Source organism: Streptomyces atroolivaceus, assembly GCF_000717025.1.
In the GTDB taxonomy this organism is placed as follows: domain Bacteria; phylum Actinomycetota; class Actinomycetes; order Streptomycetales; family Streptomycetaceae; genus Streptomyces; species Streptomyces atroolivaceus.
Map to the genome: position 1 here is coordinate 159600 of NZ_JNXG01000003.1, position 18137 is coordinate 177736.

Annotated in this window: 16 protein-coding genes; 6 read left to right on the top strand and 10 right to left on the bottom strand. The window is 72.6% G+C overall.

Annotated elements, in window-relative coordinates:
- Positions 1-179 precede the first annotated feature (179 nt).
- Positions 180-710 carry a hypothetical protein gene (locus OO67_RS09865; protein WP_051709256.1) on the top strand — a complete coding sequence of 177 codons (531 nt, stop codon included), beginning with the start codon at positions 180-182 and terminating at the stop codon, positions 708-710.
- Between the two features lie 13 nt (positions 711-723).
- Here the strand turns inward: OO67_RS09865 and OO67_RS09870 are convergent, their stop codons facing one another.
- Positions 724-1503 carry a DeoR/GlpR family DNA-binding transcription regulator gene (locus OO67_RS09870; RefSeq protein ID WP_033298992.1) on the bottom strand — a complete coding sequence of 260 codons (780 nt, stop codon included), beginning with the start codon at positions 1501-1503 and terminating at the stop codon, positions 724-726.
- Positions 1504-1528: 25 nt separating this feature from the next.
- Positions 1529-2371: a class II fructose-bisphosphate aldolase gene (locus tag OO67_RS09875; protein ID WP_033298993.1), complete on the bottom strand. Its 843-nt coding sequence runs from the start codon at positions 2369-2371 to the stop codon at positions 1529-1531.
- Positions 2372-2730: 359 nt separating this feature from the next.
- On the opposite strand from OO67_RS09875, the gene ku reads away from it, so the two are divergent.
- Complete coding sequence (ku, locus tag OO67_RS09880; protein ID WP_033298995.1) at positions 2731-3675, top strand: non-homologous end joining protein Ku; 945 nt, start codon at positions 2731-2733, stop codon at positions 3673-3675.
- A gap of 63 nt (positions 3676-3738) precedes the next feature.
- Here the strand turns inward: ku and OO67_RS09885 are convergent, their stop codons facing one another.
- From OO67_RS09885 to OO67_RS09905, 5 genes are all read right to left on the bottom strand, one after another.
- The gene (locus tag OO67_RS09885; RefSeq protein ID WP_033298996.1) at positions 3739-4713 is read right to left on the bottom strand and encodes an ATP-dependent DNA ligase; all 975 of its coding nucleotides are present in this window, start codon (positions 4711-4713) and stop codon (positions 3739-3741) included.
- Between the two features lie 51 nt (positions 4714-4764).
- A complete protein-coding gene (locus tag OO67_RS09890) occupies positions 4765-6105 on the bottom strand; it encodes an SGNH/GDSL hydrolase family protein (protein ID WP_033298998.1) in 1341 nt (446 codons plus the stop codon).
- Positions 6106-6250: 145 nt separating this feature from the next.
- The gene (locus tag OO67_RS09895) at positions 6251-6859 is read right to left on the bottom strand and encodes a cysteine hydrolase family protein (protein ID WP_033298999.1); all 609 of its coding nucleotides are present in this window, start codon (positions 6857-6859) and stop codon (positions 6251-6253) included.
- A 150-nt stretch (positions 6860-7009) separates the two neighbouring features.
- Positions 7010-8689, bottom strand: a complete 1680-nt coding sequence (locus OO67_RS09900) for a cellulase family glycosylhydrolase (RefSeq protein ID WP_033299001.1) — start codon at positions 8687-8689, stop codon at positions 7010-7012.
- Positions 8690-8967: 278 nt separating this feature from the next.
- Positions 8968-9654, bottom strand: a complete 687-nt coding sequence (locus OO67_RS09905; protein WP_033299002.1) for a hypothetical protein — start codon at positions 9652-9654, stop codon at positions 8968-8970.
- A gap of 174 nt (positions 9655-9828) precedes the next feature.
- Between OO67_RS09905 and aac(3) the strand changes: the two genes are divergently transcribed.
- The gene (gene aac(3), locus OO67_RS09910) at positions 9829-10698 is read left to right on the top strand and encodes an aminoglycoside 3-N-acetyltransferase (protein ID WP_033299003.1); all 870 of its coding nucleotides are present in this window, start codon (positions 9829-9831) and stop codon (positions 10696-10698) included.
- Between the two features lie 119 nt (positions 10699-10817).
- Here aac(3) and OO67_RS09915 read toward each other — a convergent pair whose 3' ends face one another.
- Entirely contained in the window at positions 10818-11684 is an 867-nt protein-coding gene (locus OO67_RS09915; protein WP_033299005.1) for an AraC family transcriptional regulator, read from the bottom strand.
- 143 nt (positions 11685-11827) lie between these two features.
- Between OO67_RS09915 and OO67_RS09920 the strand changes: the two genes are divergently transcribed.
- A complete protein-coding gene (locus OO67_RS09920) occupies positions 11828-12649 on the top strand; it encodes an APH(3'') family aminoglycoside O-phosphotransferase (protein WP_033299007.1) in 822 nt (273 codons plus the stop codon).
- A gap of 303 nt (positions 12650-12952) precedes the next feature.
- Complete coding sequence (locus tag OO67_RS09925) at positions 12953-13507, top strand: M23 family metallopeptidase (protein WP_033299009.1); 555 nt, start codon at positions 12953-12955, stop codon at positions 13505-13507.
- Between the two features lie 25 nt (positions 13508-13532).
- On the opposite strand, the gene OO67_RS09930 is transcribed toward OO67_RS09925, so the two are convergent.
- Complete coding sequence (locus tag OO67_RS09930; RefSeq protein ID WP_033299011.1) at positions 13533-14606, bottom strand: hypothetical protein; 1074 nt, start codon at positions 14604-14606, stop codon at positions 13533-13535.
- 494 nt (positions 14607-15100) lie between these two features.
- Between OO67_RS09930 and OO67_RS09935 the strand changes: the two genes are divergently transcribed.
- Positions 15101-15565, top strand: a complete 465-nt coding sequence (locus OO67_RS09935) for a hypothetical protein (protein WP_033299013.1) — start codon at positions 15101-15103, stop codon at positions 15563-15565.
- 99 nt (positions 15566-15664) lie between these two features.
- On the opposite strand, the gene OO67_RS09940 is transcribed toward OO67_RS09935, so the two are convergent.
- Entirely contained in the window at positions 15665-17881 is a 2217-nt protein-coding gene (locus tag OO67_RS09940; protein ID WP_033299015.1) for a HelD family protein, read from the bottom strand.
- Positions 17882-18137: the final 256 nt, after the last annotated feature.

Below are 18137 nucleotides of genomic sequence, written 5' to 3' on the forward strand. Positions count from 1 at the left end.
GCATGTATATGCAAATGGTGTCGCTGGAGGCTGCCACGGGGCGGTGTGGCGGCCCGATCCGGGCTTCGGGGCCCGCCGTCGCCGCCTCGCGGAGCCGCGGGCCGGCGGTGCGGATCGTCCGGCGTGCCGGACCCGCCCGCGGCGATAAGGTCAGGGCCGACACGACGAGGGGGGGCCTCATGTTGATCCGTACCGGCCTGCGAGCCGCGATACCGGCCGTGGTTCTGGGGGCCTTCCTGGTGGACTGCGGCGCGGCCGTCACCGACGGGCCCGGCGGTGACGTCCCGTACGTCGACCCGTCCGTGGCCGCCGCGGCGGAGGCCGGGGCCGGCGTCTCCCTGATGCCCACGCCCCCGCCGACACCGACGCTCATCATCCAGACGGACCCGGGCGACCCGGAGCTGGTCCGCGACGCCTTCGCCGGGCTCCAGGCGACACTGGACGGCGACTGCACCCCCGGGGACGGCGACTGCGCCCACTTCCTGGGCAGGGTCAAGGACGAACTGAACCGGCTGGACCGGTCGATGAAGGCGGACAAGAAGGGCCCCGGCCACTTCGAGGAGCCCATCGCCTGGATCGGTGCCTTGCGTACGACGCTCGACGGCGACGTCTCCACACCGAACCTGGAGAGGCACCGGACCGAGCTGATCGGCACCCGCGACCGCGTCAGCACGTGGATGCGGGGCCACCCGGAGGGGGGCCACCGCTGACCGGCGGCCCGGCTCACACCCGCAGGACGTCGATTCCCAGGCCGGTGAACTCCTCGACGACGTCCTCGGGCGCGTCCCGGTCCGTGACCAGGACCGATACGGCGCCGGTCTCGCACACCTGGGCGAAGGCCCGGCGTCCGAGCTTGGAGGAGTCGGCCACCACGATCACCGTGCCCGCGCACTCGGCGAGGGCACGGTTGGCGCCGGCCTCGGACTCGTCGTGCGTGGCGGCTCCGAAGCGGGGGTGCACCGCGTCCACGCCGAGGATCGTGTAGTCCAGGGCGAACGTACGCAGGACGGAGTCGACCAGGGGGCCGACGAGCTCGTACGAGTTGGGCCTGGCCACCCCGCCCGTGACGACGATCTTCACCTGGGGGCGGACCGCCAGTTCGTTGGCGATGTTGATCGCGTTGGTCACCACGGTCAGCGCCACGCCCCCGCCCGAGGGCTCCGGCCGCAGCGCCAGCTCCCTGGCCACCTCGGAGGTCGTCGTGCCGCCGTTGAGGCCGACGGTGGAGCCCGTCGGGACCAGCTCGGCCGCGGCCTTCGCGATGCGCTGCTTCTCGTCCGCTCTGCGGGCCGCCTTGTAGCGCAGCGGCAGGTCGTAGGCGACGGCGCTCACCACCGCGCCGCCCCGGGTGCGGGTCAACAGGTTCTGCCGGGCGAGCTCGTCCAGGTCGCGGCGCACGGTGGCGGCGGAACAGCCGAGCTGTCCGGCGGCCTCGAGTACGTCGAGGTGGCCCTGGTCGCTGAGTATCTCCAGCAGCCGGGTCCATCGTGTGTGTGCCGCCACCTGGTCCTCCTCGCTCGCAGGAACCCTATCTCCCGGGCCGGGCGAGCACGTCCAGCAGGCGCGCCACCTCCGCGGCGACCGCGTCGCGGGCCGGGCCGAGGTATGCGCGGGGGTCGGCGGCTTCGGCGTGGGTGTCCAGGTAGGCGCGGACGGCCCGGGTGAACAGCTTGTTCAGGTGCGTGGAGATGTTGACCTTGGTCATTCCGGCGCCGATCGCCGCCGCGAGGCCCGTGTCCCCGACGCCCGAGGACCCGTGCAGGACGAGCGGGACCCGTACCGCGTCGCGCAGCCGGGAGATGAGTGCGAAGTCGAGGACGGCGTCACGGGTCAGCATCGCGTGCGAGCTGCCGACGGCCACGGCGAGCGCGTCGACGGCCGTGGCCTCCACGAAGTCCCGCGCCTCGTCCGGATCGGTGCGTACTCCCGGGGCGTGCGCCCCGTCCTTGCCGCCGATCTCGCCGAGCTCCGCCTCCACCCAGACCCCGTGACCGTGGCAGTAGGCGGTGATCTCACGTGTCGCCGCGACGTTGTCGGCGTAGGGGAGCGCCGACGCGTCGAACATGACGGAGGTGAAGCCCAGGCGGACGGCCTCGTGCACCAGTCCGGCCGACTCGGCGTGGTCGAGGTGCACGGCCACCGGCACGGCCGCCGCCCGTGCGACGGCCAGTGAGGCGAGCCCGATCGGTTCGAGGGCGCCGTGGTAGCGGGCCGTGTTCTCGCTGACCTGGAGGATCACCGGCAGCCCGGCGGCTTCCGCTCCGCTCACGATGGCCTGCGCGTGTTCGATCTGTACGACGTTGAAGGCGCCGACGCCGGCCGCGCCGGTCCGGGCGCCGTGCGTGATGTCACCGGTGGATATGAGCGGCATGGGCTTCCTTCGCGGGTGCGGGCTGCGTGAACCCAGGCGAACGGTGCTCGAAGTTGCTCATTTATAGCGCGTTCCGCGCAGGTTGGAAAAGAGCAGCCGCCCTCCGGTGAGGGCCGGAGGCGGCTGAGGCTCGGCTTCCGCAGGACCGGCGAGATGAGCGAGGACGAGGTGGTCGGCGGGATGGGCCTGCCGCGCGGGTGACCCCCTGGTGATCCACATGCGGTCCACGGGCGGGGGCGCGAGGATCGGGGGTACGGGCGGTGGCCCGGCTCGCGCCTCGGCCCTCTCGGGTCGGTTCTCCCTTCCAGGCGCTCCGGTCCGCCTCCCGGCCGAACCGTTCGGGGGGTCTGGAGGTACGGATGCCGCGGCCCCTGTGGACCGGAGCCATCAGCTTCGGGCTGGTGACCATCCCGATCAAGGTGGTGTCCGCCACCGAGAACCACTCGATCTCCTTCCACCAGTACCACCGGGAGGACATGGGCCGGATCCGCACCCGCAAGGTGTGCGAGCTCGACGGCGAGGTCCTCTCGCAGGACGAGATCGGCAAGGGGTACGAGGTCGCCAAGGACCGGACCGTGCCCGTCACCGACGAGGAACTGGACCGGATGCCGCTGCCGACCGCGAAGGCCATCGAGATCGTCGCGTTCGTCGAAGCCGACAGCATCGACCCCGTGCGCATCAGCGACAGCTACTACCTGGCGGTCGACGGCCAGGTCGCGGCGAAGCCGTACGCCCTGCTGCGGAAGGCGCTGGAGCGCAGCGACAAGGTCGCCGTGGCGAAGTTCGCCTGGCACAACCGTGAGCGGCTCGGGCTGCTGCGGGTGCGGGAGGACGCGATCGTGCTGCACTCGATGCGCTGGCCGGACGAGATCCGCAGCCCGGAGTCCCTCGCGCCCCGGGAGACCGAGCTGGACGAGGACGAGATCGAACGCGCCGTGCAGCTCACCGACAGCATGGCCCTGGACGGCATCTCCGGCTTCCGCGACCGCTACCGGGAGGCGCTGGAGGAACTGCTCGCGGCCAAGTCCGAGGGCAAGGCGCTTCCGGCGGCGCCGGAGGAAGAGGAGGAGCCGGGGAAGGTCATGGACCTGATGGCCGCGCTGAACGCGTCGGTGAAGGCGGCCAAGGAGACGCGGGGCGAGGACGCGACCGTGCACGAGATGACGCCCGGCAAGCCCCGTACCCGGAAGAAGGCCGCTCCGGCCGCGAAGAAGACGGCCGCGAAGAAGACCGCGGCCGGGAAGACGGCGGCCAGGAAGCAGCCGGCCAGGAAGACGGCCGCGAAGAAGCGGACCGCGTCCTGACCCTCACCGCCGGCCTGGGCGCAGGCCGCTCGGGGTCCGGGAGCGGATGCCGCTTCCGCACCGTCAACCGGGGTCACCGGGCGCCAGGTCGTCCGGTGCGAGGTCCGGTCGCAGCCGGTGCCACGAGGGGTGGCGCAGCCGCCCCGCCTTCGTCCGCGTCGCGTACCGCACCTCGCCGACCAGCCGCGGCAGCACCCAGCGGGCGCCGGTGACCGGGGGCGTCTCGTCGAAGGGGCACGTGTCGGCCGCGGCGACGCGGAGCAGTTCCGCGAGCCTGGTCCGCTCGGCGTCGCTCCACCCCGTGCCGACGCTGCCCGCGTAGCGCAGTCCGCCCGGGTGCCGCTCGCCGACCAGCAGTGCACCCGGCAGGCCGCCCAGCCGGCCGCGTCCGGGCACCCAGCCGCCGACGATCACGTCCACCGTGTGGGCATGGCGGATCTTGATCCACGTACGGGCGCGGACCCCGGGCTCGTACACCGAGGTCAGCCGCTTGGCGATGAGGCCCTCGAGCCCGGCCTCCCGTGTCATGGTCAGGGCCTCCTCCCCGTGCCCGACGACCACGGCGGGTGTCGACCAGCGCGGCCCGTTCAGCCCGAGTTCCTCCAGCGCCGCCCGCCGCTCGGAGTAGGGCAGCGGTACGAGGCTCCGGCCGCGCAGGAACACGGCGTCGAACAGCACCAGATGGGCCGGCACCCGCTGCGCCATGCGGGCGGCCTTCGCAGGCGATCCGGAGAGCCCCATCCGCGACTGCAGCCGCTCGAAGTCGCCGCGCCCCTGCTCGTCCGGCGCGATGATCTCGCCGTCCAGCACCGCCGCCACGCCGCCGAGCGCGGGCCCGAGCGCCGCCAGGTCCGGGTACGCGGGGGTGATGACGGCCCCGGACCTGGCCAGCAGCGTGAGCGAACCGTCCCCCGGCAGATAGGCCATGGCGCGCTGTCCGTCCTGCTTCACCTCGTACGCCCACTGCTCGTCGGCGGCCGCGGGCGGCAGGCGGCCCGGTGTGGCGAGCATGGGCGCGATCCGGGGCAGAGAGGCCATGACCGCAGCCTGTCAGCAGATGCGCCGCCGGGCCCGTGGACACCCCCGGCGTCAGTCGAAGCCGAAGCCCCGGGGGAGCGGGGCCTGCCGGAACAGGCGGGTGGGGACCGCGTCGGCCATGGCCCGGTACCCCGCGGGGTTGAGGTGGAGGTGGTCGCCGGTGTCCAGTTCGGCCCGGAGCCGCCGGGGCGCCTTCGGGTCACGTACGGCGCGGTCGAAGTCGACCACGCCGTCGAAGCGCCCGCTCGTGCGGATCCAGGTGTTCACGGTCTGCCGGGCCTGCTCGCGGTGGCCGTCCGGGTCGTCGTACCCCGTGTTGCCGCCGATCGGGGTGAGGGTCGCCCCGTACACACGGATGCCCTGGGTGTGGGCCCGGGTGATGATCTGCTCGTACGCGGCGATCACGTCGGCCGCGACCTGCTTCTGGGCGGCGGGCGTGGCTTCGGCGGTGCCGATGTCGTTGACGCCCTCGAAGACGAACAGCCAGTCCACGCCGCTCTGGGCCAGGACGTCACGATCGAGCCGGGCCAGGCCGTTGGGACCCAGGCCGTCGTTCAGCAGCCGGTTGCCGCCGGCCGCCTGGTTGACGACGGCGGTCTTCGACGTGGCGGCACCAGCCCTCAGCCGTTCGTGCAGCAGGTCGGGCCAGCGGTCGTTCATGTTGGTGGTGGAGCCCCGGCCGTCCGTGAGCGAGTCGCCGAGCACGACGGCCGCCGAGGTGGTGCTCCTGGACCAGACCTCGACGCCGCTGAGGAAGTACCAGTGGTCGGTGGGCGTCGCCCCGGGCAGGTCCGCGTCGGTCACGTGGTCCCCGGCCCGCAGGTAGGAGGTCGTGCGGGACCCGGGGTGCGAGGTGATGGACGTCGAGGCCTGACCGGTCGCCAGGTACACCGTCGCGGTGAGGTCGGAGCCCGGCGCGAGGGTGAAGCCGAGCGGGTCGGAGACCACCTGGGCGCCCACCGGGACCGAGACCGAGGAGCGGCCCTGGAAGGTCAGCGGCCGTGTGGTCCCCGCCTCCACCGCGCTGGTTCCCGCCCTGCCGTCGAGCGGCAGGGCCACCGACGCCTTGGTGATCGGCAGTACGGCGCCACCGAAAGCGTTCGAGAAGCGCAGCCGTATGTGCTCACCGCCCGCGGAGACGTGGACGGTCTGGCGCAGGGTGGCGTCCGTCAGGACCGAGCCGGCCTGGGTGAACGGCGCCGGTGGCATGTTGCCCGGCTCCGTCAGCTGCGGCATGGACGTCCAGGTGCTCACCCAGCGGGCGTTGCGTTCGCCGGGCGCCGGTGAGCTGCCCGGACCGTGGCCGTCCCCGGCGCCGAGCGCGGGGGACACGACGGCGGCGGTGAGCGCGGCGGCGGCGAACAGGCCGACGATCGACGGTCTTCGGATCACGGTGGTGCTCCCTCTGGCCGGGTGGGGAAGCAGAGTGAATCCATGGCGGGGCACGGCGACTTCACCGGCGTCCGAGGATCCGGTCGGCAGGCTAGTCGTTCCGATAAATTTCGGTCAACAGTCCGAAAGCTTCGAAAAGTTTCGTTCAGTTCCGCGCCGGCCCGCCGACCGGCCGACCCGCCGGAGGTGTGGCCGTGAACGTGACGTCGGCGGTGCGGGTGGTGACATCGGCATCCTGACTGATGGCCCAGGCGGCGACCCGTGAGACCGTGGCCGCCGGGACCGCCGCGCTGATACCGGGCTCCGCCGGGATGTCGTGCGTCGCGTGGGCGTCGTGCGGCAGGACCACGCGGTAGCCCAGCGCCACGGCCGTACGGGCCGTCGCCTGTACGCACATCTCGGACATCAGGCCGCAGACGGCGAGCGATCGCACTCCGGACGAGGTCAACCGGGCTTGCAGCGTGGTCTCCTGGAACGCGTCGTCATGCGTCTTGCGGATCACGTGTTCCGTGGGCCCCGCCTCGACCGGGTGGTGGAGCTCCCAGCCGGGGGTGTGCGGCTCGTCGTCCGCACCGGCCGGTCCGTCGTTCTGGACGTGCACGACGAGCGCCCCGGCCGCCCGTGCCCGCGTGATGAGGTCCGCCGTCCGGTCCACGAGGCGCGCTGCCCCGGGCAGCGCGCCGTCACCACGGACGAAGGCCTGTTGTACGTCGACAACGATGAGTGCGTGCAAGGGTGTTGCGGGCGAGGTCATGCCGTAATGATGGCCTGCTGTCACGTGTGCGGGGCGTTACCCGCATTCCAGCCCGCATCCCGGGATCGTGACGGACCGTCGGAGCCCGGGGAGGGGGAAGCCCGCCGGCCGGGAGGGGGTGGGGCCCCGCCGGCCGGCGGTACGGCCGGGTCAGGCCGCCTTGCAGGTGTTGCCGCTGAGCGTGAAGGCCGTCGGGGCCGCGTTCGAGGTGCTCCTGGTACCGGTGAAGCCGAGCGTGACCGAGCCGTTCGCGGCGATCGACGCCGTGTATCCGGCGGGGGCGACGCTCACCGAGGAGCCGCTCTGCGTGGGGGTCCCGCCCCACATGTTGGAGATGGTCTGGCCGTTGGCGAAGGCGAAGGCGAGGTTCCACCCGTTGATGGCGGTGGTGCCGGTGTTGCGGATGGTGATCTCACCCTGGAAGCCGCCGGGCCACTCGCCGACCACCCGGTACCCGACGGAGCAGCCCACGCCCGGCGTGGGGCCGCTCTCGTCGGTGGTGACGCTCACCGTTCCGGACCGCGCCGAGCGGTTGCCCGCCGCGTCGCGGGCGTAGACCGCGAACGCGTACGCCGTGTCCGCGGTCAGGCCGGTCACGGTGACGGCGGTGGTGGTGGACGAGGCGACGGCGGTCTCGGCGCCGCCGCTGACACGGACGACGTCGTAACCGGCGATGGCAACGTTGTCCGTCGCCGCGGGCCAGGTCAGGGTCGCTGAGGTGGCCGTCACCGCGGAGGCGGTCGGGGTGCCGGGGGCGGTGGGTGCCTCGGTGTCGTCCGGGTCGCCGCCGTCGCCGAAGATTGTGGCCTCCTGAGAGGTCTGGGCGATGCCGTCGGCGCCGTGGAAGATGCGCTCGCCCCATGAGCTCAGGCGGCTCGGGTCGAAGTCGATGGCCAGGTCGAGGATCGGGTCGGTGTTGCCGCTCCAGGACCACGCCAGGTAGCCGAGGTCGAGGGCCTCGGCGGTGGCCATCATGGTGTCCTCGTCCGGGTCCCCCCACTGGTCGGCGGGGCCGCCGAACTCGCCGATGAGGATGGGCAGTCCGGCGTCGACGAAGGCGTTCAGGTAGTCGGTGATCGCATGGGCCGTGCTGTAGACGCTGTACATGTGGATCGAGAAGATCAGGTTGCCCGTGGTGTCGGCGTCGTACACGGTCCGGGCGTTGGCGCGCATGACGCCCTGCCAGTCCTGGCCCCAGTTGGGCGCGTCCACCATGATCGTGTGGGCGAATCCCGCGCCGCGCAGCTTCTGTACGGCGGCGGTCGTCGGCGCGGTCCAGCCGGCGGGGTCGGTGTTGCCCCAGGGCTCGTTGCCGATGTTGATGACGACGTAGTCCTCTTCGCCCGCGAGTACGTCCTTGAGGCTGATCCAGTAGTCGGCGGCGTGGTCCAGGGTGCCCGCCGCGGCGTCCTCGCCGTAACCGGTGGTGTCGTGCACCTCCAGGACGCAGATCAGCCGGTTGGTCTTGCAGTCGTCGACGATCCCCGCGACCTCGTCGGGGCCGTTCCTCGTCCAGCGGTGGCCGTCCGAGAGGACGACGCGGACGGTGTTCGCGCCGAAGGCCTTGATGTCGGCCAGCGACTGCGTCTCGCCCGGGTACCAGGTGTGCGCGTGGTTGACGCCGCGCATGACGAAGTCGTTCCCGTTGGCCTCCAGCAGGCGGCCGTCGCTGATGTGCAGGCCGGTGGCGGCTGCTTCCGCCTGCGCCGGGCGGGCCTGCGCCGCGGCGGGCCCGAGCGCGCCCAGCAGGACGACGCCGAGAAGGGCCGCCACGCCCTTCAGCAGGAGGGTTAAGGGGCTCTGTCGTGCCGTACTCGTTGCTGATCTCACTTGCGACTCCAGAAAGTGGGTGCCGGGTGACGTGCACATAGACTCGACTGGGACGTGGGAGCGCTCCCATAAAGCCATCTCGGCAGGGGCACGTCAAGACATCGCGCACACTTCTGCCGCCCGGCCGTTCCTCACCCCGGGCCGCCCGGCCCCGCACCCGCCGGTGCGGGGCCCGGCACCCGCCGGTGCGGGGCCCGGCACCCGCCGGTGCGGGGCCCGGCACGCGTCGGTGCGGGGCCCGGCCGTTGGTCCGTCAGGCCTCGCCGCCGCCCCGTCGGTCAGGCCTTGCTGGTGCAGATCGCGTTGTACGGGCGGCCGGGGCTCGGGAAGAGCTCGATGGGGTTGTCCGCGTTCGCCGGGCACTCCTCGGCGGTCTTGGTCAGGGCGAGGACCTTGTTCCCGCCGCCGCTCGCGCAGGCCACTTCCTTCGCCTGGTCGTCCACGCAGTCACCCACCACCAGCTGGCCGCCGCCGGCGCCCGCGTCCCCGGGGTGGTCGCCGGAGAGGTTGCGGCCGCAGATCGTCTTGCTGGGGAGGCCGGCGGTCGCGTCGCCGCCGAAGGACACCTTCACCGAGATGATCTCGTCGGTCCCGGCGGGGCATTCGACCGCTCCGGCGAATATCTCCCCGTCCTTGACGGCGAGTGCCTTGATCGTCGCCTTCGGGTCGTCACAGTCGAGTCCCTGGAAGCCGTCCTTCGACTGGCTCGTGTCCGGCCCGGCACAGTCGCCGACCTTCCACTCCCTGGCCTCCTGGCTGCCGCCGTTCGACGAGCCACCCCTCTTCGACGTCCCGCTGCCGCTGTCCGACAGCGGGCCGCACGCCGCGGTGGCTCCGAGTACGAGCGTGAGCACCAGGACCCCCTTCGCGCAGTCCCGGAGGGCCGAGCGCGTGCTGCGCGCGGCCGGGGAACCGGTGCTCGCCGGGCGGCTGTTCCGGGTTCGCGTACTGCCGTGGGCGGTCATGCTGCTCCTTGGATACATGGCGTGTCCCGCGCGGCACTCACTGTGACCCGCGCGGTTGTTCGGGCGTGAGGACGGCCGAACCACGCGACGCGGTTCCCCGAGGCTGCCGAGCAGTCCACGCGACGATCGGGACAACGGCCGCCCCGCCAGCCCCGGCGGCGATACGGTCCTTCCATGGACGCGACGCCCCCGGACCAGACCGCCCTCCTCGCGCGCGCCGACGGCCCCGTCACACGCGCCCGGCTCGGCGACGATCTGACCGCGCTCGGTCTCGGCGAGGGCGACACGGTGATGTTCCATACGCGGATGTCCGCCATCGGATACGTGGCAGGCGGCCCCCCGGCCCTCATCGGCGCCCTCCGCGACGTCGTGGGGGAGCGGGGGACCCTGATGGTGACCTGCGGCTGGAACGACGCCCCGCCGTACGGCTTCACGGACTGGCCGCGGCCCTGGCAGGACGCCGTACGGGCAGGGCATCCCGCGTACGACCCGGTGGTCAGCGAGGCGGACCACGACAACGGCCGCCTCCCCGAGGCGCTGCGCCGGTGGCCGGGTGCCGTCCGCAGCCGGCACCCCGACGTGAGCTTCGCGGCGCTCGGGGCGGCGGCCACCGAGCTGACGGCCGATCATCCGTGGGACGACCCGCACGGGCCGGGCAGTCCGCTCGCCCGGCTGGTCGCTCTGGGCGGGCGGGTGCTGATGCTGGGCGCGCCGCTGGAGACCCTCACCCTCCTGCACCACGCCGAGGCGCTCGCCGACGCGCCGGGCAAGCGCTTCGTGGAGTACGAGCAGCCGATCCTGGAAGGCGGGCAGCGCGTCTGGCGCCGCTTCCGCGACATCGACTCGTCGGACGGGGCCTTCGACTACTCCTCCGTCACACCCGGCGGCCAGGATCCCTTCGAGACGATCGTCCGGGACATGCTGGCCGCCGGGATCGGCCGCCGCGGCAGGGTCGGTGCGGCCGACAGCCACCTGTTCGAGGCGGGCGAGGTGCTGGACTTTGGTCTCGCCTGGATCCAGGAGAAGCTGGGCGGCGCCCGCTAGCGGTACGGGCCGAGCCACCCCACGCCCCGGCGCCTCCCACCGGGCCCCGGCGGCCCCCACGCGCCGGCGCCTCCCACCGGGCCCCGGCGGCCCCCTCACGCCCCGGTGCCCGGCACGCCTCAGGCGGCGGACCGCTCCACGGGGATCCACAGCTCCGCGTCCGCCTGCGTACCGTCCTCGGACAGGCTCACGCTCAGGATCTCCGGCCCCGGCCTGCTCCCGTACGGATTCGACGGGAACCACTGGGTGAAGACGTCCCGCCACAGGTACTGGAGCGCCTGCGGGAACGGGCCGGAGTTCTCGAAGACGGCCCACGTGCCCGCCGGGACGTCCAGGGCGTCCATGTCCTCCGGCACATCGGCGCCCGTCACCACCCCGTGGTAGTAGTCGAGTTCGGTCCCCTCCGCCCGGCTCGGGTCGAGCTGGTCGCTGACCCCGACGATCCCCGCCGGCTCCTGGTCGGCCAGCGCGGCGATGCGCCGCATCGTGTCCGGGGCGATGCTCCGGATGAAGTCGCCGATCGCCGGATTCGCCCCTTCGTGGACGAGCGGTACGCGGGCTTTCCTGCCCACCACACGGAAGGCGTCCTTGTCCACGATCCTGTATCGCATGCTGCTGTTCCCTTCGACGATGAGGCGGAAGGACATCCGTTGCTGGGAGTGCAGCGCCGCACCCGTGCGCCGGGCCTCGCCCGGACCCACACCGTGCATGGTGCGGAACGCTCGGGCGAAGGCCTCGCCCGAGCCGTAGCCGTAGCGCGTCGCGATCTCCAGCAGCGTCCGCTCGCCGGCGAGCACCTCGGCGCCCGCCACGGTCAGCCGTCTGCGCCGGATGTACTCCGACAGCGGGAGGCCCGCCAGCGCGGAGAACATCCGCCGGAAGTGGTACTCCGACGTCACCGCGATGCGGGCGAGATCCGTCACGTCGACCGGCTGGTCGAGGTGGGCCTCGATGTGCTCCATGGCCTGGTTCAGCCGGTCCAGCATTCCGGACTCCTTCCCTTTCGCTTCCTCACGTTAGGAAGGACCCACCCTGCCGGACCCGACATCCTGTGCCCGATGCGGTGGGGTGCGAGCGTCGGGAGCCTGCGGCCCGGAACGGGGACTCCGCGCTGGCTACAGTTGTCGCCATGAGCGATCTCTCCGGGCCACGGAGCGCGTCGGCGGCGCCGCTCGGCATGGCCGGCGGTGACTGGCTGCCGGTCACCTCGGGCGAGTCGGGAGCCTCCGTCCACCGCAGCGCGGACGCCACCCGGTATGCCAAGTGCGTACCCGCCGCGGAGGCGGCCGACCTGAGGGCCGAGCGTGACCGGATCGCATGGCTGAGCGGCCAGGGCGTCCCGGGGCCGCGAGTGCTCGACTGGCACGAGGGTGACGCGGGCGCCTGCCTGGTGACCGGCGCCGTCGCCGGCGTACCCGCAGATCAGGTGCCGGCCGAGGACCTGCGTGCCTCCTGGGCGAGCATCGCGGACGCGGTCCGTCGGCTGCACGAGGTGCCGGTGTCCCGGTGCCCGTTCCGCCGGGGCCTGGACGCCGTGGTCGCCGTGGCCCGCGACGTCGTGGCCCGCGACGCCGTGAACCCGGAGTTCCTCCCCGTCGAGCAGCAGCACACGCCCTCCGCGGAGCTGCTGGCCCGCCTCACCCGACAGGTCGCGCGACGACGGGATCAGGAGGCCGCCGACACGGTCGTCTGCCACGGGGACCTGTGCCTGCCCAACATCATCCTCGATCCGCGGACCCTGGAGGTGTCGGGCTTCGTCGACCTGGGCCGCCTCGGGCGGGCCGACCGCCACGCCGACCTGGCACTGCTCTTCGCCAACGCGCGGGAGACATGGACCGACGAGGGGCAGGCACGGGCCGCGGACGCGGCGTTCGCCGAGCGGTACGGCATCGCCCTGGACCCCGGCCGCCTGCGCTTCTACCTCCATCTCGACCCGCTCACCTGGGGCTGACGACCCGTATCCCGTCGGCGAAGCCGCTGGGTGAACGCCGCTCCGCCCACGTCGTCCGGCGTCCCGCGTACGAGGCGCCGCCCACCGCGCGGCGCCCCCGGCCTGTATCCGGCCGTGGTCCCCGTCAAGGGCCCTGCGGCCCGGTAGGGGGGCCCAATCCGCACCACGGCGGCAGCCGGAGGCGGGCCCGCCTCCGGGCCCTGCGGCCCTTGCCGGAAGGGCGGCCGGGGCCGGATCCTTGCACTCCTCCGCCCCCGACGGGAGGCGGAGTCCGGTGCTCGTGACACACGAACGGAGACACGTATGGGCGGAAAGAAGAGGGTTCTGTGCCGCGTGGCGGTAGGGGTGAGTGCGTTACTGACGGCGGTTGGCGTCACGATGACGGTGGCGTCCCCGGCGGCTGCCGTGGACTACTACTACGAGCTGCCCTACCCGGCGGGGGAGGCCTACACGGTCACCCAGGGGCCGGAGGGGACGTACTCGCACACCGGCCCCTACAACGAGTACGCCTGGGACTTCGGGCTCCCGGCCAACTACGAGGTGTCCGCCGCGCAAGCGGGCACGATCGTCATCTCGAACTGGTCGCCGTACTGGCAGAACGGCATCGAGGTGATCATCAGGCACTCGAACGGGCAGTGCACCCACTACGCGCACCTGAACCAGTCCTTCTACGAGCCGGGCGACTGGGTCCCCCAGGGCCGGATCGTCGGCTACTCGGGCAGCACAGGCGCCTCCACCGGGCCGCACCTGCACTTCCAGGTGATCGACTGCAACACGCGCGTGGGCCTGCCCGCCACCCTCCAGGGGTGGACGCCGTACACCGGGACCCGCCCCGTCAGCGTGAACTCGTACGCCTGATCAAGCGGGTGTGACTGCCTTCTGATCAGGGGGACTTGAGCAGATCCCTGAGCCCGGCGGCCAGCGTGCGGACATCCCGCTCGGTGGGCAGGCCGGGGGGCGTCTCAGGTGCGGCACCCTCCACGGGCTGCCTGCACGGCCGGCACAGGCCGTCGGGCAGGGCCTCCGGGCGGCCCGGGGTGCCGCACTTGGTGCACTCCAGCATCACGCGGTGCACGGGCGCACCCGGTGCGGGCGGTGCCGGGGCGGTGGGGACGTGCGGCGGGATCTTGTCGGTGAGGCGGCGGCGGACGAAGCCGACGGGGGAGTCGACCCGGGCGGGGAGTCCGGCGGTGAGGGCCTGCGTGAGGTAGTCCGCGTTCACACCGCGCGCGAACCATCCGGCGGCCAGGGCCTCCAGGACCGAGCAGTCGGCGGCGGACAGGGTCAGGCGGGAGTCGACGCGGCCGAGCTGTGCCAGCGCGAGGTACGCGGGGGAGGGGCCTTCGGGAGCCGGGATCCGCTGCTGGGGCACGGCGGGCGCGGCGGACACGGCGGGTGCGGGAGGCGCGGCGGACACGGCGGGTGCGGGAGGCGCGACGGGCGCTGCGGGCGTGGCCGGTGTGGGCGCTGCAGGCGGCGCGGCGGGCGGGGCGGCCACGGCCTCCGGGGCCTCCGCAGGGACCTGGAGCGGCTGCGGCGCGGTGGCCGGTGCGGCTGCCGGGGTGACCTCGGTGGCGGCCCACCACTCGTTGTCGCGGGCGGTACGCGACCAGAACGTCCGCGAGACCCAGCGCACTTGGCCCAGCTCGCCGACGAGGCACCGTACGCGGCGAAGGTGTCCGGCGGTGGCCAGCGCCTTCAGCGCCGAGCCGACTGCCTGCTGTCCGTACAGCGGCAGCTGCTTGGCGAGGCTCTTGACGTCCATCGAGGCGCCGTCGGGCAGCTGGTCGATGAACCCGGCGATGTACCGCTCGCGGGCGGGGAGCAGGGCGAAGTCGTCGGCATTGCGCGGCCGTTGGTCCGGCATGGAGCGTTTGCCGTAACCGGGCTTGGCCATCGGGTACGGGCGCGAGGCTGCGGGGGCGCGCAGGGCGAAGTTAAGGTGCTGGATAGCCACGGGATCGGTCTCCGTCGATCTTGCGGTGAGACCCCGGCCTGGTGTGCCAACACCGCGTCGGGGTCGTTCTGTGTTCGCACCGTAAGGAGTCGCCACGCTCCGCCGCAAGTCGGTCACGATTAGTCATACTTGCTGGCCGCGACGGGTCAGGGAGGGGGTCAGGGAGGGTGGGGAGGTTCCCCCAACCCCCTTCTTTCCCTACCGGGTCAAAGGCATCGCTCGAATCCCGGCCCTCGGATCCCGACGCCCGGATCCCGACGCCCGGATCCCGAAGCTCGGGCGCCGGGCGGAAGCCCTGATTCCGCGCCCCGAAAGTGTGAACCGACGCTCGAAACCCGGGTCTCGGGCCCCGAGCGCCGGGGCCTGCGCTCCCGCGAACAGGGACCGAATTCTGACTTTGTCACAGCAGCGCAACCGCCCCGCACGCCAAGGCCGTTGTCCCGAATTGCTGGATACGGTTCCCGCAATCATCCGGCAGTGGAGGAAGGATCCCCATGAGGTTCAGGCGTGTGGGCAGAATCGGTACCACCGGCGCGTTGACCGCCGCGGCGCTCGGCGCGTCGATCGTCCTCACTCCGGCATCGGCGTCCGCGGAAAGCGCGTGGGAGTGCTACGGCACCCAGGTCAAGCGCTGTGCCGCCGTCTGGTGGGACGAGTCCGCCGACACCTACCGGGCGCGGGCGAAGATCACCGACGTCGCCGGTGGCGGGAGCTACCAGGTCAAGGTCACCGACGTGAAGCTCCAGCGCTTCAGCGGCGATGGCTGGGTGACCATGCGGACCGCGAAGGACGGCGACGGCTGGCACGACACCCAGGACCTGGCAGGCACCACCACCGTCAACCCGTGCGCATGGCCGAAGTCGAGTTTCGGCGTGGTGGCGACGTTCAGCTGGAAGGGTGCTTCCTCCGGCGAGAAGACCTGGCGTCCCAACAACTCGTGGGCCCTCCACTGCGACTGACCCGCTGAACGTGTCCGCCGCACCGCCCGGTGTGCGGCGGACACTCCCCCTTGCCCCCTTGGGGAGAAGCGCCGCCGCGTGACCTCCCGGTACCGCCGCTCAGCGCAGCGACTCCGGCAGTTCCTCCCGGTGGACGATGCCCAGGCGCTGCGTCGCGCGGGTCAGTGCCACGTACAGGTCGCTCGTCCCGAACCGGCCGGGCTCGACGACCAGCACGTGGTCGAACTCCAGCCCCTTGGCCTCGCGCGGGCCGAGCAGCACCACGGGACGGGTGAGGTCGGGTTCGGCGCCCGCCGTGATCCCGTCGAGCGGAGCCGCGATCTCCTCGTGCAGCTCGCGCGGCGCGATCACCGCGAGGCGTCCCTCCTCGGGCGTCAGCTCCTCGACGGCCCGCGCCACCGCGCCCGCCAGATCCGCACCGGCATCCCGTGTCCACGGAGTCTCGCCGGTGGACCGCACCGACCCGGGCGGCTCGAACGACGGGTCCTGCGCCCGCACGACCTTGGCGGCCAGCTCCATGATCTCGGCGGGCGTACGGTAGTTGACCCCCAGCCGCACATGCTCGAAGCGGTCGCCGACGTACGGCTCCAGGATGCGTTCCCAGGACCCGACGCCGGCCTCCTCGGACGTCTGCGCCGGGTCGCCGACCAGGGTCAGCGAGCGGGTCGGCGACCGGCGCATCAGCAGCCGCCAGGCCATCGGGGAGAGCTCCTGCGCCTCGTCGACGATGATGTGGCCGAACGCCCAGGTCCGGTCGGCCGCGGCCCGCTCGGCCGCGCTCCGGTGGTCGGCCTCCTCCTGCCGCTCGGCCATCCGCTCGGCGTCGATGATGTCGTGGGCGGCCAGGAACTCGGACTCCTCGTCCTCGAACTCGTACGACTCCGAGCCCCGGGACAGCTCCAGGACGCCCTGTGCGTAGGCGACGCGCTCCTGGCGCTCGGCCTCGGCGGCGGCCCGCTCGGCACTGTCGTCGGACCCGAGCAGTTCGGCGGCTTCGTCGAGGAGCGGCACGTCGGCCGGGGTCCACGCCGGGTCCCCGCCGCCGGGAGCGCGCCGGATGGCCTCCGCGTCCTCGTCCGGTACGTACACCGGCTCGGCCAGATAGCCGGCGAGGAACTCCTCGGGGGTGAGCACCGGCCACAGCTCTCCGACGGCGGCGTGCACCTCCTCGCTCGCGGCGACGCCCTTGCCGAGCTGGGCGACGTCGTCCGGACCCAGGAAGTTCGGGCCGCCGTACGGGTCCGCACCGATGCGTTCGGTGAGCTGCGCGGTGAGGGCGTCGATGACGTGGAACGTGAAGTAGGGCCGGGCGAGGTTGTGCGGCAGGCGGGTCTCGCGGGCCGCCTGACGGGCCTCGTAGGCGATCTCCCAGTCCAGGACGAGGTCACCGTCGTCGTGCGGGATGACGACCGGTTCGCCGGGCTCGGGCAGCGCCTGCCGGTCGCGTACGGCGAGCGCGAGCGCCTCGGCCATCGCGGAGCCGCCCTTGACGGCCGCCGCGCGGGGGGTGTCGGTGCCGTGGGCGTGGACCCCGGGGAAGAGCTCGGCCTGCGTGGCGAGCATGACGCCGGTCTCGCCGAGGGCGGGCAGCACCTCGCCGATGTAGCGCAGGAAGGCCGGGTTGGGGCCCACGACCAGGACCGCGCGCTTGGCCAGCAGCTCACGGTGCTCGTACAGCAGGAAGGCCGCCCGGTGCAGCGCCACCGCGGTCTTGCCGGTGCCGGGGCCGCCCTCGACGACGAGGACACCACGGTGCGGAGCGCGGATGATGCGGTCCTGCTCCGCCTGGATCGTCCGCACGATGTCGCCCATGCGGCCGGTGCGGGCGGAGCTCAGCGCGGCGAGCAGGACGGCGTCACCGCTCGGGTCCTCGAAGCCGCTGCGCTCGCGGTCCCCGAGATCGAGGATCTCGTCGTGCAGCTCGGTCACCGTGCGGCCCTCGGTGGTGAGGTGTCTGCGCCGCCGCAGCCCCATGGGCGTATGCCCGGTGGCGAGGTAGAAGGGCCGCGCGACCGGTGCACGCCAGTCGATCAGAAGGGGTGTGTGTTCGGTGTCGTCCTCACGAATTCCGATACGGCCGATGTGGTGCGCGGATCCGTCGTGGAGATCGATACGGCCGAAACACAGCGAGCCGTCCACCGCGTTCAGGGCCGCCAGCAGACCGGAACGCTCGGCGACGAGCACATCGCGCTCGTGCCGGGCCTGCAGGCCGTTCCCCACCGGCGTCAAGGCGTCCTCGACGTGCTGCGCGGTGACCCCGCGCAGCGTGTCGACACGGTCGTAGAGCCGGTCGATGAATTGCTGCTCCTTCTGCAATTCGACGTTTTCGCGAGTTGACAAAATCGCTCCCTGCCGCATATGGTGTTGCTTAGTGGCCCCCGTGCGGGGCCTTTTCTGTGGGCACACAGAAACATTCAATATACGTGAGGAAATCCCCGGTCCGCAATTGCGGACCGGGGATTTCCTGCTCCCGCCGCGGAGCGGGCGGCGGACGGGGCCACGGGGGTGTGCGCCCGGCCCGCGACGGGGGTGTGCGCCCGCCCCGCGCCCTCAGGGCGAGCCGCCCGCATGA